At 42.3% G+C, this 15,051-nt stretch carries 17 protein-coding genes; 1 reads left to right on the top strand and 16 read right to left on the bottom strand.

What is annotated here, in order from left to right; translation table 11 throughout:
- Nucleotides 1–42: 42 nt before the first annotated feature.
- Genes glmM through cdaA form a run of 3 tightly spaced genes read right to left on the bottom strand, consistent with a single transcriptional unit; the run spans nt 43 to nt 3,043 of the window.
- Nucleotides 43–1,395, bottom strand: coding sequence for a phosphoglucosamine mutase (glmM, locus tag ADH54_RS10055; RefSeq protein ID WP_000521451.1), 1,353 nt, complete (start codon nt 1,393–1,395; stop codon nt 43–45).
- A gap of 24 nt (nt 1,396–1,419) precedes the next feature.
- Entirely contained in the window at nt 1,420–2,199 is a 780-nt protein-coding gene (locus ADH54_RS10050; protein ID WP_049525017.1) for a CdaR family protein, read from the bottom strand.
- Nucleotides 2,186–3,043 (bottom strand): diadenylate cyclase CdaA, encoded by an 858-nt coding sequence (gene cdaA, locus ADH54_RS10045; protein WP_049525016.1) that lies wholly within the window; start codon nt 3,041–3,043, stop codon nt 2,186–2,188. Before cdaA ends, ADH54_RS10050 begins: the two co-directional genes overlap by 14 nt.
- Nucleotides 3,044–3,181: 138 nt before the next feature.
- Here cdaA and ADH54_RS10040 point away from each other — a divergent pair, with 138 nt between their 5' ends.
- Nucleotides 3,182–4,150 (top strand): NAD(P)/FAD-dependent oxidoreductase, encoded by a 969-nt coding sequence (locus tag ADH54_RS10040; RefSeq protein WP_049525015.1) that lies wholly within the window; start codon nt 3,182–3,184, stop codon nt 4,148–4,150.
- 33 nt (nt 4,151–4,183) lie between these two features.
- Here the strand turns inward: ADH54_RS10040 and whiA are convergent, their stop codons facing one another.
- From whiA to metA, 13 genes are all read right to left on the bottom strand, one after another.
- Nucleotides 4,184–5,095 (bottom strand): DNA-binding protein WhiA, encoded by a 912-nt coding sequence (gene whiA / locus ADH54_RS10035; RefSeq protein ID WP_049525014.1) that lies wholly within the window; start codon nt 5,093–5,095, stop codon nt 4,184–4,186.
- Entirely contained in the window at nt 5,092–6,069 is a 978-nt protein-coding gene (locus ADH54_RS10030) for a YvcK family protein (protein ID WP_001231075.1), read from the bottom strand. The genes whiA and ADH54_RS10030 overlap by 4 nt, the downstream gene beginning before the upstream one ends.
- Nucleotides 6,066–6,956, bottom strand: coding sequence for an RNase adapter RapZ (gene rapZ, locus ADH54_RS10025; protein WP_049525013.1), 891 nt, complete (start codon nt 6,954–6,956; stop codon nt 6,066–6,068). Before rapZ ends, ADH54_RS10030 begins: the two co-directional genes overlap by 4 nt.
- Nucleotides 6,957–7,007: 51 nt before the next feature.
- Nucleotides 7,008–7,388: a RidA family protein gene (locus ADH54_RS10020; protein WP_049525012.1), complete on the bottom strand. Its 381-nt coding sequence runs from the start codon at nt 7,386–7,388 to the stop codon at nt 7,008–7,010.
- A 10-nt stretch (nt 7,389–7,398) separates the two neighbouring features.
- The gene (gene yihA, locus ADH54_RS10015) at nt 7,399–7,986 is read right to left on the bottom strand and encodes a ribosome biogenesis GTP-binding protein YihA/YsxC (RefSeq protein WP_000405202.1); all 588 of its coding nucleotides are present in this window, start codon (nt 7,984–7,986) and stop codon (nt 7,399–7,401) included.
- 8 nt (nt 7,987–7,994) lie between these two features.
- Nucleotides 7,995–9,227, bottom strand: a complete 1,233-nt coding sequence (gene clpX / locus ADH54_RS10010; RefSeq protein ID WP_049525011.1) for an ATP-dependent Clp protease ATP-binding subunit ClpX — start codon at nt 9,225–9,227, stop codon at nt 7,995–7,997.
- Between the two features lie 36 nt (nt 9,228–9,263).
- Nucleotides 9,264–9,434 carry a hypothetical protein gene (locus ADH54_RS12255; protein ID WP_049525010.1) on the bottom strand — a complete coding sequence of 57 codons (171 nt, stop codon included), beginning with the start codon at nt 9,432–9,434 and terminating at the stop codon, nt 9,264–9,266.
- On the bottom strand, nt 9,434–9,940 hold the full coding sequence (locus ADH54_RS10000; protein ID WP_049525009.1) for a dihydrofolate reductase: 507 nt from the start codon (nt 9,938–9,940) through the stop codon (nt 9,434–9,436). The genes ADH54_RS12255 and ADH54_RS10000 overlap by 1 nt, the downstream gene beginning before the upstream one ends.
- 130 nt (nt 9,941–10,070) lie before the next feature.
- Complete coding sequence (locus tag ADH54_RS09995) at nt 10,071–10,589, bottom strand: Dps family protein (RefSeq protein ID WP_049525008.1); 519 nt, start codon at nt 10,587–10,589, stop codon at nt 10,071–10,073.
- A 238-nt stretch (nt 10,590–10,827) separates the two neighbouring features.
- Nucleotides 10,828–12,342: a choline binding-anchored murein hydrolase LytC gene (gene lytC, locus ADH54_RS09990; RefSeq protein ID WP_080980854.1), complete on the bottom strand. Its 1,515-nt coding sequence runs from the start codon at nt 12,340–12,342 to the stop codon at nt 10,828–10,830.
- Nucleotides 12,343–12,375: 33 nt separating this feature from the next.
- Nucleotides 12,376–13,134 carry a triose-phosphate isomerase gene (gene tpiA / locus ADH54_RS09985; RefSeq protein ID WP_000087893.1) on the bottom strand — a complete coding sequence of 253 codons (759 nt, stop codon included), beginning with the start codon at nt 13,132–13,134 and terminating at the stop codon, nt 12,376–12,378.
- Nucleotides 13,135–13,231: 97 nt separating this feature from the next.
- A complete protein-coding gene (locus tag ADH54_RS09980; RefSeq protein ID WP_049525005.1) occupies nt 13,232–13,909 on the bottom strand; it encodes a DnaD domain-containing protein in 678 nt (225 codons plus the stop codon).
- A gap of 8 nt (nt 13,910–13,917) precedes the next feature.
- Nucleotides 13,918–14,862, bottom strand: a complete 945-nt coding sequence (metA, locus tag ADH54_RS09975; protein WP_049525004.1) for a homoserine O-acetyltransferase MetA — start codon at nt 14,860–14,862, stop codon at nt 13,918–13,920.
- Nucleotides 14,863–15,051 lie beyond the last annotated feature (189 nt).

The following is a 15,051-nucleotide window of genomic DNA, read 5'->3' as shown; positions in this document are numbered from 1 at the left end:
TATTGTACCATAATTTTTTATTTTCATCTAGTTTTCTAGGATTTAGTCAATCCCGATTTCAGCTCGAACTACGTCTGCGATGGTATCAACATAGTAGTCTACTTCTTCTGTTGTAGGCGCTTCTGCCATAACACGCAAGAGGGGCTCTGTTCCACTTGGGCGAACAAGGATACGGCCATTCCCTGCCATTTCAGCTTCCATCTTCTCGATGATATCCTTGATAGCTGGCACTTCCATAGCCTTTTCCTTCATGGCATTTTCCACTCGGATATTGACTAATTTTTGTGGATAGATGGTTACTTCTGCAGCCAACTCTGACAAGCTCTTACCAGTTTCCTTCATGATTTTTGTCAATTGAACAGCAGATAATTGGCCATCACCTGTTGTATTGTAATCCATCAAGATCACGTGACCAGACTGTTCACCACCAAGGTTGTAGCCTGATTTTCGCATTTCTTCAACAACGTAACGATCGCCAACTGCAGTTACTGCCTTATTAATACCTTCACGGTCCAAGGCCTTGTGGAAACCAAGGTTAGACATAACAGTTGTCACAATTGTATTTTGAGCCAATTGTCCTTTTTCAGAAAGGTATTTCCCGATGATGTACATAATCTTGTCACCATCGACGATCTCACCATTTTCATCAACAGCAATCAAACGGTCACTGTCTCCGTCAAAGGCCAAACCAATAGCTGAGCCACTTTCTTTGACCACTTCTTGAAGGGTTTCTGGGTGGGTTGAACCAACATTAAGGTTGATGTTAAGACCATCTGGTGTTTCCCCGATAACTGTTAATTGAGCACCAAGGTCTGCAAAGATTTGACGGGCACTGGTAGAAGCTGCTCCATTAGCTGTATCCAAGGCAACCTTCATTCCATCAAGAGGAGTTCCAGTTGAAACAAGGTATCCTTCATACTTACGCAAGCCTTCTGGATAATCTACCAAGGTTCCCAATCCTTCTGCACTTGGACGAGGAAGAGTGTCTTCCTCAGCATCTAGCAAGGCTTCAATTTCTGCTTCTTTTTCGTCATCTAGTTTGAAGCCATCACCACCAAAGAACTTAATCCCATTATCAAGGGCTGGGTTGTGACTAGCAGAAATCATGACACCTGCACTGGCTCCCTCAGTTTTTACCAAGTAAGCTACTGCTGGTGTTGCAAGGACACCAAGTTTGTAGACGTGAATCCCTACAGAGAGGAGACCTGCCACCAAGGCAGATTCTAGCATTTCCCCTGAAATACGTGTGTCACGTCCTACAAAGACTTTCGGTGCTTCCGTTTCATGTTGACTAAGAACATAGCCTCCAAAACGTCCTAGTTTAAAGGCCAATTCTGGCGTTAGTTCTACGTTAGCTTCTCCACGGACTCCATCAGTCCCAAAATATTTACCCATTTTTATAAAATCCTTTTTCTATTTTTAATTCGTTTTTGAACTAGTTGTTTTCGTTGACGAAGATGTCTCCGATGAACTACTTGTACTTGAATTTGATGTGCTTGAACTTGGCGCTACTGGTTTTGTAGTGACCTTCATTGTCGTATCAAAGGGAGTAATCACTACTGGTAAGACTACCCCGTTGCGGTCGATTGCCTGCAAAGGTACTGAGCCACTGTAATTACCTGTTATGCGTTCGCTGGTTGGTAAAAGCGCAATAACTTTGTCAATCTTAGCTAATGTTTCCTGGTCAGTTGTGACTGAAACGCGTTCATTTGACACGGTTACACTATCAAGTTGTAGCTTGGGATCAATCTGGCTTTGGTCAACTTGTGGCACAACAATCATCCCATCTCGCTTAACCTTCTTCCCAACTTTCACTGTAATCTTTTGAGGAGTTGCCACAGCGGTCAATCCACTAGGAAGATTTTCAATGTTCAAGGGAACTTCAATCGTTCCAACACTAGCATCTGTCAAATCCGCTGTGACCTTAAACTTACGAGTGCTTTCCTGCATTTCACTGGCCAAGGTCACACGATTGGCACCTGTCAACACAACTGAAACCTCTGATGCAAATCCGCTAATGAAATACTGGTCATCATCATAGTGAATATCGATAGGAACGTTCGTTATCGTATTGGTATAGGTTTCTGATTTGACCTGCCTTGCGGTATTGCTATTTTGAAAGTTGGTTGACGTTGCATAGATAAATAAGACACAAGCAAAAAAGAGAGATGAAATGATATATAGACTATTTTTTCTCATATTTCCAACCTCCTAGCAAACGGTCCTTGAAACTGACTTTTTCCTCAACAGCTGGCAAAAGAATTGCTCGTAGCTCTGCTTCAAATTCTTCAATCGTCAAGTCGTGCTTGAAAACACCGTTATAGGTAATAGAAATGCCACCTGTTTCCTCTGAAACGATAAAGGTCAAGGCATCGGACACTTCTGATAAACCGATAGCCGCCCGGTGTCTGGTCCCAAATTCCTTGGAAATCCCTGTGCTTTCTGTCAAGGGCAGATAGGCAGAAGTTACCGCAATCCGATTTTCTCTGATAATCACAGCACCGTCATGTAGAGGAGTGTTGGGGATAAAAATATTAATAAGGAGTTCAGCTGAAATGTTGGCATCCAAGGGAATACCTGTAGCGATATATTCTTGCAAGGTCCGAACTCGTTGAATGGCAACCAGAGCACCAATCTTACGAGGACTCATATATTCAACCGACTTGACAAAGGCACGAATCATTTTCTCTTCTGCACTAATTTGAGCAGTAGAAAAGAAATCTGTCGCCCTTCCCAAGCGTTCCAAACCAGTCCGAATCTCTGGAGAGAAGATAACGACCGCAGCAATAACCCCATAGGTGATAATCTGATTAATCAACCAAGAAATCGTTGTTAAACCAAGGATATTGGCCACAACCTGGGCTAATACAAAGATCACGACCCCACGCACCAAAATCATAATCTTGGTGCCAGCTATCGCTTTTGTAAAACGATATAAAATATAGGCCACAATCAAAATATCAAACAGATTGATCGCAATACTCCAAGGACTAGAAAACAAGCTAGTCCAATATTGCAGGTTGGATAATTGTTGAAAGTTCATCTGCTGTCTCCTCTCTGTCCAAACACGTTCCTTTCTATTATACCATTTTTCTGGCATTTTTTTCCCTATCCTACTTCATTTTAAATTAAAGAAAAAATATGATAAAATAAACTTACTAGAAAAAACAAAGGAGAAACCATGTCTCAACTCTATGATATTACCATTGTAGGTGGTGGTCCTGTCGGGCTTTTTGCAGCCTTCTATGCCCATCTACGCCAAGCCAAGGTCCAAATCATCGACTCCCTTCCACAACTAGGTGGACAACCTGCTATTCTCTATCCTGAAAAGGAAATCCTAGACGTCCCAGGTTTCCCAAACCTGACTGGAGAAGAATTGACCAACCGCTTGATTGAACAACTAAACGGCTTTGATACCCCTATTCATCTCAATGAAACGGTTCTTGAGATTGAAAAACAAGAAGAGGGATTTAAGATTACAACCTCTAAAGGAAGTCACCTGTCTAAAACAGTCATCATCGCTATGGGTGGTGGTGCCTTCAAACCACGTCCGCTGGAACTTGAAGGTGTTGAGGGCTATGAAAACATCCACTACCACGTTTCCAACATTCAGCAATACGCTGGTAAGAAAGTGACGATTCTTGGTGGGGGAGACTCAGCTGTGGATTGGGCTTTGGCTTTTGAAAAAATTGCGCCAACTACCCTTGTTCACCGCAGAGATAATTTCCGCGCCTTGGAGCACAGTGTCCAAGCCTTGCAAGAATCATCTGTAACCATCAAGACACCATTCGTTCCTAGCCAACTCCTTGGAGATGGAAAAACGCTTGACAAGTTAGAAATCACAAAAGTCAAATCTGATGAAACCGAAACGATTGACCTAGACCACCTCTTTGTCAACTATGGTTTCAAATCTTCTGTTGGTAACCTTAAAAACTGGGGTCTGGACCTCAACCGCCACAAGATTATCGTCAACAGCAAGCAAGAATCTAGCCAAGCAGGTATCTATGCTATCGGTGACTGCTGCTACTATGACGGAAAAATTGATCTGATTGCAACAGGGCTTGGAGAAGCACCAACCGCTGTCAACAATGCCATCAACTACATTGACCCAGAGCAAAAAGTACAACCAAAACACTCTACTAGTTTATAAAAAAGAACCACGAGTCACATAGGATTCGTGGTTTTATAGTTCATCGGCTATCTTATTGATTTTTCTGAGTCTGTGGTTGACACCACTTTTGGTCAGAGGGGTGCTGAGGCTATCTGCTAACTGCTGGATAGAGTAGTCTGGGTGCTGAATCCGCAACTGCGCTACTTCCTGCAAATCCACTGGCAGATTTTCTAAGCCCATAATATCTTTGATTTTGCTGATATTGTTGATAGTCTTCATGCTGGCAGAAACTGTCCGAGCGATATTAGCTGTCTCGGCATTATTGGCCCGATTGAGGTCGTTACGAGTTTCTCGTAAAATCTTAACCCGCTCAAAATCATCACGCGCCTGCATGGCTCCGATGACTATCAAGAAGTCCATAATATCTTCGGCACGCTGGAGATAAGTCACAGCACCCTTCTTACGCTCAAGCACCTTAGCATCCAGTAAAAACTGCTGGAGAAGGGAGGCAATCCCTTGCGCGTGATCCAAATAGACAGAACTGATTTCCAACTGATACTTGCCTGACTCAGGGTCACGAATGCTCCCATTTGCCAAGAAAGCACCACAGAGATAGGCACGACCTGCTTCCTCGTCTGATAAAACCTCCTCGTCAATACCTGTTTCCAGACCAAAAAAGGAGTCTGCCAAGTGCAAATCACTCAACAAGTCCTGCACCTTTTCATCTGTAAAAACGGTATAGACCCGATTCTTACGAAGATTGCTCCGTTGGTGGTGGCGAATTTCCGATTTGATTTCATAGAAATGGAGAAAGGATTCATAGAGGTGACGAGCCAGTTTGGCATTTTCTGTCACGACGGACAAGGTCAAGCCCGAAGTCGAGAGACCGATACTGCCAGACATCTTGATAATGGCAGATAATTCATGCCGGCTTAGATGGTGCTGACCTAGGATTTCTTCTTTTACTGCTACTGTGAAACTCATTTTCTCACCTGTATAATCCGCATCAACTCGTCCACAATCAAATCCCCATCGTGGAAGGCACCCCCATTTTCCAGACGAAGGAAGTTGGATGAAATCACGCGCGGAACCTGCTTACAAAGACCAGCAAAATCATGTTCCACCTGCACCAAATATTCATCAAAACGGTTGGAATTCATGTATTCCTGAGGCACTTTTTCGATATTCACCAAGACAGTATCGATAAAAGGTCGACCAAGGTGGCGATGCAAGACCTCCACGTGATCACTATCTGTAAAGTGTTCTGTCTCCCCACGTTGGGTCATGATATTGCAGACATAGGCGATTTCTGCCTTGGTTTCCAAAAGCGCCTGCCCGATTTCCTTAATCACGATATTGGGCAAAATAGAGGTAAATAGAGAACCAGGTCCGAGGACAATCATGTCACTTTCAAGAATGGTCTGCACTACTCGACGGCTAGCCAGAGGCGTATCATCGTTGAGGGTATTGGTCACATAGACATGGTCAATCATGCCTGGATGGTCTGCAATATGACTCTCTCCAGCCACTTCTGTCCCATCCTGGAAGACTGCATGCAGGGTCAAAGGATGGTCACTGGAAGGATAAATCTTCCCAGTTGTGTGGAAAAATTTGCTCAGCAACTGCATAGCATTATAGGTCGAACCCTGCATTTCTGACAGGCCAGCGATAATGAGATTGCCCAATGGATGGCCAGCAAAGGCTCCAGCATCTTCAGAAAAGCGATACTGAAAGACTTTCTCATAAAACTTAGGCATATCCGACATGGCCACAAGGACATTGCGAAGATCGCCTGGCGGTGTCAACTGCTGCATATTTTTTCGGAGTTCACCTGAAGAACCGCCATCATCCGCCACCGTTACGATAGCAGCGATTTCCACATCTTTTTCCCGCAGACTTTTAAGAATGACAGGGATCCCAGTACCTCCACCAATCACCGTTATCTTTGGTTTTCTCATGAACGGTTTACCGTTTCCTTTCTTCGGTCTTTGTCGCGATGCCCTTCATTAACAGGCCAATTCTTGGATAAGTCCTGCGCCAAGCGTTTAGCAAAGGCCACACTACGGTGTTGTCCCCCTGTACAACCCATGGCAATGGTCAAAACAGACTTCCCTTCCTTTTGATAACTTGGCAAAATCGGCTCAATCAAGGCCAACAAATGTTGATAGAAGTCTTCTGACTCAGGATGATTCATGACATAGTCATAGACAGGTTCATCCACACCTGTTTGGTTTCTCAGTTCTGGAAGGTAGTAGGGATTTGGCAAGAAACGAACATCAAAGACCAAGTCCGCATCAATCGGAATTCCATATTTAAAGCCAAAAGACATGACTTCGATACGGAAAGACTGAGCTTGCTCTTGATCTGAAAATTGCTCTGCAATGGTTTTACGCAGCTCACGAGGAGTGAGTTCAGTCGTATCCACCACATTTTGGCTCATATTTTTCAAAGGTGCCAAGAGCTCACGTTCCAGCTTGATTCCATCCAAAATCCGTCCATCTGCTGCTAATGGGTGACTCCGTCTGGTTTCCTTGTAACGAGCGACCAATTCCTTATCGGCTGCATCCAAAAAGAGGATTTTGAAATCCAAATCATCTTGATTTTCCAACTCATCCAAAACAGCTTGAATCTCTGAGAAGAAAGAACGGCTACGCATATCCACTACTAAAGCCAACTTATGGTCGTCTTCCTTTGTTTCCACCAGCTGCAAAAACTTAGGCAAGAGGGCTGGCGGCATATTATCAATAGTAAAATAACCTAAATCCTCGAAAGACTGAATGGCTACAGTTTTTCCTGCACCACTCATTCCTGTCACAATCACCAAGTGAAGTTGTTTCTTTGTCATCTTTTTCTCCTTATATCAAAAGAAGTTTGGCAACACCAAACTTCAACTAGCTTATCCAATCTCTGCGATGACTTCGATTTCGACTTTTACATCACGAGGAAGACGAGCTACCTCCACAGCTGAACGAGCTGGAAATTCCTCTTTAAAGGCCGTTTGGTAAACCTCATTAAAAGGAACAAAGTCGTTCATATCGCTCAAAAAGCAAGTTGTTTTGACAATATGGTCAAAGTCAGTTCCTGCTTCTGCCAAAATAGCACCAATGTTTTTCAAGACTTGTTCTGTCTGTTCTTGGATCGTTTCTCCAACGATTTCCCCAGTTTCAGGAGAGAGAGGAACTTGACCACTAGCAAACAAAAGGTTGCCAACGATTTTTCCTTGAACATATGGTCCGATAGCCTTTGGAGCCTTATCTGTATGAATTGTTTTTGCCATTTTCTTTACCTCACAATTTTTCTAAGATTGCATCCCAAGCCTCATCCATCCCTGCCTTGCTGACAGATGAAAAGAGAATGAAGTCGTCACTTGGGTCAAAGTTTAATTTCTTTTTGATTGCTGATTCGTGCTTATTCCATTTACCACGAGGAATCTTGTCCGCCTTGGTCGCAACGATAATAACCGGAATCTCATAATACTTGAGAAATTCGTACATCTGTACATCATCTGCTGACGGGTCATGACGAAGGTCAACTAAACTGACTACCGCACGGAGATTTTCCCGAGTTGTCAGATACTCCTCAATCATGCGCCCCCACTTTTCACGTTCCTTTTTAGAAACACGGGCATAGCCATAACCAGGCACATCCACAAAGCGCATCTTGTCGTCAATGTTAAAGAAGTTGAGAAGCTGGGTTTTTCCAGGTTTTCCTGACGTTCGAGCTAGGTTCTTGCGATTCAGCATGGTGTTGATAAAGCTAGACTTGCCAACATTTGAACGCCCTGCAAGGGCAATCTCTGGCAGTTCATCCTGCGGATAGTGGGACTTATTCGCCGCACTGAGCAAGATTTCAGCATTGTGTGTATTGATTTCCATTGTCACCTCTAGGCTGTTTCTAGGATTGGTTTATCCGTTCCATCCACAGCTTCTTTTGTGATACGGACCAATTTTACATTTTCCTGACTCGGTACTTCAAACATGACATCTAGCATCGTTTCTTCAATAATGGAGCGAAGACCACGCGCCCCTGTCTTGCGTTCGATAGCCTTATTGGCAATCTCTTGAAGAGCTTCGTCGTCAAATTCCAACTCGACATCATCATAAGAAAGCAAAGTTTGGTATTGTTTGACCAAAGCATTTCTTGGCTCTTTCAAGATACGAACCAAATCATCTACTGTCAACTGTTCAAGAGCTGCAAAGACAGGCAAACGTCCAATCAACTCGGGGATAATACCAAATTTTTGAATATCTTCTGCGATGATTTCTTGCATGTAGGAGCTATTTTCGTCAATCGCCTTGTTGTTTTGACCAAATCCGATGACTTTTTCACCCAGACGTTGTTTGACGATTTCTTCGATGCCATCAAAGGCACCACCCACGATGAAGAGGATATTTTTAGTATCCACTTGAATCATCTCTTGTTGTGGATGCTTGCGTCCACCTTGAGGCGGCACGCTAGCAACGGTTCCCTCGATAATCTTGAGAAGAGCTTGTTGCACCCCTTCACCAGAAACATCACGTGTGATAGACACATTCTCACTCTTCTTGGCAATCTTGTCAATTTCATCCACGTAGATAATGCCACGCTCTGCACGTTCAATGTTAAAGTCAGCAGCCTGTAGAAGTTTGAGAAGGATATTTTCCACATCCTCACCCACATAACCAGCCTCAGTAAGAGCTGTCGCATCCGCAATCGCAAAAGGCACGTTCAAGCTCTTAGCCAAGGTCTGGGCAAGGAAAGTTTTCCCTGAACCAGTTGGGCCAATCATCAAGATGTTTGACTTCTGCAAATCCACATCTTCTGACTCTTCACGCGTATCGTGGAAATTGATGCGTTTGTAGTGGTTGTATACTGCTACTGCTAAAGCACGTTTGGCACGATCTTGACCGATTACATAGTGGTTCAAGATATTGAGAAGTTCGATTGGTTTTGGTACCTCAGACAAGTCTGCTAAAACTTCCTCAGCCAACTCCTCTCGAATGATTTCCTGGGCCAACTCCACACATTCATTACAGATAAAGGCATTGTTGCCAGCGATTATTTTTTGTACTTCTTCTTGGCTTTTGCCACAAAATGAGCAATAAACCATCATATCATTTTTCCTAGTTGTAGGCATGATTTCCTTCCGTTCTATTCTATACTGTCATTCTATCTAAAATAAGGTCATGTAAAAGGCATGGACACTATTGACCAAATTAGTAAAGGCATTTAACCAAAGGAGGATAGAAAGCCCGTAACGCTTTTTACGAAAAGCCTGTGCTCCTGCCAGAAGGCAGATGAAACACAGAAAAGTCGTGAATAAACCAAATAAACTCCGTTCCATTAGACTTCCTTTCTCTTGCGGTATTGGATGGTAAAATCATAAGGATTTTTCTCATCTTTGGCGTAAAATTTGCTTGAAACTGTCTCAAAAAGAGATAAGTCAAACTCCTCGGGAAAATAGGTATCTCCCTCCACCCGAGCATGAATGTGAGTGACAATTACTTCATCCAAATAGGGTTCAAAAGCCTGAAAAATCTGCTTCCCACCGAGAATGTAGAGATTCTTTTCTTGAGTCTGATACCAGTCCAAGACAGACTGGACATCGTGAAAAGTAGCAACCCCGTCTATCTTTTCTTCAGAATTACGCGTCAAAATCAAGGTCTCCCGTTTTGGAAGCAAGCGACGCCCCATTCCATCAAAGGTCACGCGCCCCATCAAGATGGCATGATTCAGAGTTGTTTCTTTAAAGTGCTGCAATTCTGCTGGCAAATACCAAGGCAGACGATTGTCCTTACCAATCACACCCTCTTCATCCTGGGCCCAAATAGCTACGATTTTCTTAGTCATGCTTCCATCCTTTTCACTGATAGTACTATTTTATCAAAAAACTCGAAAAAAGACTGGTTTGGAATAGCTTATAAGATAGAAAAAATCTGTAAGAAATTTCCTACAGATTTTTATATGATTATTCTATTTCTTACAAACCAGGTGCTTGTCCAAGTTCTGCTGCAATCATCCAAACTGTTTTCTCAAGTTCAGCCTTAGCACCAACAAAGATATCGTTTGTAACATCATCGCCTTCTTCGTCAGTCACATCCAAAGCTTTTTGGAAAAGAGTGATGAGGTAGCGATAAATAGCTAGAACACGTTCCAAGCTTTCTTCAACGTTACGGAATTCTCCTTCTTCTTCTTCGATTTCACTGTGTTGAAGGAATTCTGTCAAAGTTGAGTAAGGTTTGCCACCAAGGGTAATTAAACGTTCGCTGATTTCATCCAAGTGACCATCAAGAGCATCCATGTACTCATCCATTTTTGGATGCCATACAAGGAAACCACGACCACGCATGTACCAGTGTACTTGATGCAAAGCAACGTGGGCTACGTACAAATCAGCAACAGCTTGGTTCAAGACTTCCTTTGTTTTTGCCAATGCTACTGGTGCTACCTTAGTTAGTGTTGCTACGTCTTTTACTGCTTCTTTTTTAATTTGAACCATTATTTTTACCTCATTCATTATTTTTCTAAGTAATCACTTCTTAGTGATTACCACTCTAGTATACTACTAAGGAAAACAAATAGCAAGCCAAATGACTCACATGAGAAAAGTTGTAATAGACTGATAATTTAAGAATTTTTAGAATAAAACACAGTCCCCTTACACCTCTCTTAACTGCGACAAAATAAAGAAAAAGAGGATGCAATTTTCTTGCACACTCCTTTCTCAAACTTATATCTTAATACCAAACGCTGACGTCAACACGACCACGAATTCCTTTTAAGTATTCAGACGAAGTATATTGCCAACCTTTTTCTCCTGAATAATGAGGATTTTCCCATTCTAAAGCATTCGTATAGGCCGCTACCCAGTTTACATGTTTTAAAATATCTGGGTGTTTTAAACGCGTCTGTAGTAAACTACGATAGCTATAAACATTCACATTTTGATAACCAGCCTGTTTCATTGTTGCCATATACTTGTTGATAATCTTGACCCAGGTTCCAGTATCACTTGGAGCTCTCTTGGTCTTATTGCCATATTCCCAGTTCTCAACATCGTAGTAGATAGGGTAAGACAAGTTCATCTTGTATTTTTTCAAGAGTTCAATGGTTTGATTAGCATCATTCTCAGCATCGGTCTCATTTTCAGCATAAGTATAAAGGTAAACACCGTAAGGAATTCCAAGACGGTTTAACTCCTTAATATTATGAGCCAATTCCTTGTCCTCAGTTCCACTATAGCCCAAACGAACAATGACTCCATCAACGCCATTATCATCGATGACTTTTTTCCAATCACTGATACGACCATTGTGCTCACTGACATCGATAACTTTTTTAACTTGATCAGTCCCAACTTGTTCTTCACGATGGTTAAAGAAATAACGTCTGCCATTTCGGTGAACCCAGCCAACATTCAAGTCTTTCTTTTCTTTTAACTCACCTGAGTCAGAAAAAATATAGCGAGCATCATCCATGACTAATTCACCAGTAGCCATAGCACCACTTCCTGTCAAATAGTAGTTACCCTGCCACTCATCTTTGGCCATGTAACCCCACTTCTTGAAATAGTACCACTTGCCGTCTACCTTTTGCCACTCTTGATTTGCATAAGAACCATCAGACTTGAGATAGAAGTAAGATGAATAGGCTGGATCATAAAGCCATTCATTTTGCATCATAGCTCCTTGACCATTCAAGAAATAACTTCCTTGCCATTGGCTTTTAGCCATATAGCCCCACTTCTTAAAATAGTACCATTTACCTCCAACAGAATGCCATTCCTGGTTAGCATAAGAACCATCAGACTTCAGGTAAAACCAATTCTTATAGGCGTTATCATAAACCCATTCATTCTTAGCCATATAACCACCTGATTTTAGGTAGTAATTGCCCTGCCACTCATTTTGAGCATAACGACCGTCCGACTTAATATAAAACCAAGTCTTGTAGCTAGTATCAAAAATCCACTCACTCTTGGCTTTGGAACCATCAGACTTTACATAATAATCCCCCTCCCAGTGGGCAGAAGCATTGGTCTTTACTCCTTCGCTCGTTTGAGTTTTATTAGAAGACTGATTTTGCTCTGAACTACTTGAAACTGTCCTTGCATCCTGCGAAGTTTTTGCCACTTCAGTTTCATTTGCAGCTACATGACTAACTGCCAAACCTAGTAAACAGATACTTGCTAATCCAATTTTTCCAATCTTTGTTTTCAATCTTTCCTCTCCTATAAAAAATGGAACAGACATCTCAATGCTGTTCCACCTAGCTTTTGCTACTGATTATTTTACAAAGTCAAGCAAAGCCAAGAAGCTTTCTGCTTCAAGTGACGCACCACCAACAAGGGCACCGTCAACGTCTGGGCAAGCCATGTATGAAGCAACATTTTCAGGTTTAACAGAACCACCGTATTGAACACGAACTTTGTCTGCAACTTCTTGACCAAAGTCAGCAGCTACAACGTCACGAACAACTTTACACATTTTTTGTGCATCGTCTTGTGAAGCTGATTTACCAGTACCGATAGCCCAGATTGGCTCGTAAGCGATAACTGATGCAGCAACTTGTTCAGCAGTCAATCCAGCCAAAGCAGCAGATACTTGAGCACCTACAAACTCAGCAGCTTTACCAGCTTCGTAAGTTTCAAGTGACTCGCCACAACAGATGATTGGAAGCATACCGTTTGCAAAGATTGCTTTTGCTTTTTTGTTGATATCTTCGTCAGTTTCATGGAAGTAGTCACGGCGTTCTGAGTGACCGATAACAACGTAGTCAGTACCGATTTCTTTCAAAACTTGTGGGCTAGTTTCACCAGTGAAAGCACCTGCATTTTCAAAGTAGCAGTTTTGAGCAGCAACTTTAAGGTTTGAACCTTTAGCAGCAGCAAGAACAGTTGTCAAATCAAGAGCTGGAGCTGCGATACCTGCTTCAACAAGATCTGATGAAGGAAGTTTTGATGCAACTGCTTCAACGAATGCTTTAGCTTCTTCTGGATTTTTGTTCATTTTCCAGTTACCAGCGATAAATGGTTTACGTGACATTTCACATACCTCTTTTTTCAATTTATTTTCTATTTATTTTATCACAATTATACACAGCTTGCAAATCTTACTCGGATTTCAAGCCTGCTTGCATGGATTAATCCTTCCAAAGATCCATAGCATTTCTGAAATCTGCAGATACCTGTGTCAACTGAGGATTGCTGGCTTCTCTTTCTGCCCGCTTAGCCTCAATTTGAGCCACACTCTTGATTCCTTCATGGCGCCAATTTCTCAAAATGGCCTGAATGTACTTCCAGTTTGCTTTTCCATTCAAAATAGCTTCACGAAGAGCTTCCTTAATCAAGTCAGCACTGGTTCCATCTTCCTTTAGCGTCTTGGTCAAATCCTCAATCTCAAAAGGGGTCAACAAGCGTCCCAACTCCTGCTGGAAGGTTTCCACCAAATCCTTAAGCTGGTTTTGAGGTGTCAACTGGTCTGAACTCGAATGAGTGACTCCAAGCAAGTCATCCAAACGTTCCAAAGCCAAACTAGCATCAAAAAGCAATTCGATTTCACCATTCAATTCGATAGTACGATACTGAAGCAGTCCCCTCTCCGTCAGATTGGAAATGGCCTGATTGACATCCGAAATTTCCTTGCCAATCCTTTCAGCAATCTGGCTTGGCGACATTTCTTCTAAGCCTGTCGTATTTTGCAAATAGAAAAATTGCCAGACCAGAAAATCGTCGCTGGAAGGAAAGAGTTCCTTAAAATGCAAGAGCAGGGCACTCGGTAAAACCAAGTTCCCTGATTTAAAAGCGTCTAAATATGTCATAATTCCTCTTATAAATACCCATATGCAGATGCATCATCTTCTATCTTTCTCCAGTCAAAAGGTGTTTCCTGATAGACAGCATAGTTTACCCAGTTACTGAAAAAGAGGGCTGCCGATGAAGACCAACAAAGACAAGGTACCTGATTAACATCATCATCCTTAAAGTAATTTTCTGGAATATGAGGATCCAAACCTGCATCACGATCTCGGAAATATTCATTTGCCAAGGTATCACGGTCATATTCCAAATGCCCAAAACTATAAATTTCTCGTAAATCACGACTGGCCAAAATCGAAACCCCAACCTGAGGTCCTTCTGATAAAATTTCAAGATTGGTCTTGTTTAAGACTTCTTCCTTAGAAATCTCCGTGTGCCGTGAATGAGGGGATACATAGCTATCATCAAAGCCTCTAAAGAGAAGGTGACCCTCTTTTAGGGTGTCCTGAGGATAAATACCTGATAGCTTACTGTCCATCTGGTATTTTTCTACCCCATAACGCAGATAGAGTCCCGCCTGAGCCCCCCAACAGATATGAAGTGTCGAATAGACATGGGTCTTGGACCACTCAAGCACCTGGCTAAATTCCTCCCAATAGTCCACTTCCTCAAATGGTAAATGTTCAACTGGAGCACCCGTGATAATCATCCCATCAAAATACTCATCCTTGACTTCAGGAAAAGTTTTATAAAAGGTCTCCATGTGCTCTGAACGAGTTGTTTTAGAACGATGGCTCTCCATATAGAGAAAATCAATATCCAGTTGTAGAGGTGTATTGGCCAAATGGCGTAACAACTGGGTTTCTGTGACCATTTTCTGTGGCATGAGATTTAAAATTAAAATCTTCAAAGGACGGATATCTTGGTGGGCCGCACGTTGATCATCCATGACAAAGATGTTCTCTGTCCGTAAAATCTCAACAGCTGGTAATTTTTTATCAATTCGAATCGGCATAACCCTCTCCTAACTGTATTCTTTCAGGAATCATTGCATATGTTTGAAACTCTTCGAAAATCTCTTCAAACCGCGTCAACGTTGCCTTGCCGTATGTGTAGGATACTGACTACGTCAGTTCCATCTACAACCTCAAAACAGTGTTTTGAGCAACCTGCGGCTAGTTTCCTAGTTTGCTCTTTGATTTTC

Source organism: Streptococcus pseudopneumoniae, from assembly GCF_001072315.1.
Classification (GTDB): Bacteria; Bacillota; Bacilli; order Lactobacillales; family Streptococcaceae; genus Streptococcus; species Streptococcus pseudopneumoniae_R.
Note: the sequence above shows the minus strand (reverse complement) of the source record. Positions and strands in the feature narration are given on the sequence as shown.

Coding starts and splice junctions, on each gene's coding strand:
- glmM (WP_000521451.1), bottom strand. CDS start 1,395: ATGGGTAAATATTTTGGGACTGATGGAGTCCGTGGAGAAGCTAACGTA.
- ADH54_RS10050 (WP_049525017.1), bottom strand. CDS start 2,199: ATGAGAAAAAATAGTCTATATATCATTTCATCTCTCTTTTTTGCTTGT.
- cdaA (WP_049525016.1), bottom strand. CDS start 3,043: ATGAACTTTCAACAATTATCCAACCTGCAATATTGGACTAGCTTGTTT.
- ADH54_RS10040 (WP_049525015.1), top strand. CDS start 3,182: ATGTCTCAACTCTATGATATTACCATTGTAGGTGGTGGTCCTGTCGGG.
- whiA (WP_049525014.1), bottom strand. CDS start 5,095: ATGAGTTTCACAGTAGCAGTAAAAGAAGAAATCCTAGGTCAGCACCAT.
- ADH54_RS10030 (WP_001231075.1), bottom strand. CDS start 6,069: ATGAGAAAACCAAAGATAACGGTGATTGGTGGAGGTACTGGGATCCCT.
- rapZ (WP_049525013.1), bottom strand. CDS start 6,956: ATGACAAAGAAACAACTTCACTTGGTGATTGTGACAGGAATGAGTGGT.
- ADH54_RS10020 (WP_049525012.1), bottom strand. CDS start 7,388: ATGGCAAAAACAATTCATACAGATAAGGCTCCAAAGGCTATCGGACCA.
- yihA (WP_000405202.1), bottom strand. CDS start 7,986: ATGGAAATCAATACACACAATGCTGAAATCTTGCTCAGTGCGGCGAAT.
- clpX (WP_049525011.1), bottom strand. CDS start 9,227: ATGCCTACAACTAGGAAAAATGATATGATGGTTTATTGCTCATTTTGT.
- ADH54_RS12255 (WP_049525010.1), bottom strand. CDS start 9,434: ATGGAACGGAGTTTATTTGGTTTATTCACGACTTTTCTGTGTTTCATC.
- ADH54_RS10000 (WP_049525009.1), bottom strand. CDS start 9,940: ATGACTAAGAAAATCGTAGCTATTTGGGCCCAGGATGAAGAGGGTGTG.
- ADH54_RS09995 (WP_049525008.1), bottom strand. CDS start 10,589: ATGGTTCAAATTAAAAAAGAAGCAGTAAAAGACGTAGCAACACTAACT.
- lytC (WP_080980854.1), bottom strand. CDS start 12,342: ATGTCTGTTCCATTTTTTATAGGAGAGGAAAGATTGAAAACAAAGATT.
- tpiA (WP_000087893.1), bottom strand. CDS start 13,134: ATGTCACGTAAACCATTTATCGCTGGTAACTGGAAAATGAACAAAAAT.
- ADH54_RS09980 (WP_049525005.1), bottom strand. CDS start 13,909: ATGACATATTTAGACGCTTTTAAATCAGGGAACTTGGTTTTACCGAGT.
- metA (WP_049525004.1), bottom strand. CDS start 14,862: ATGCCGATTCGAATTGATAAAAAATTACCAGCTGTTGAGATTTTACGG.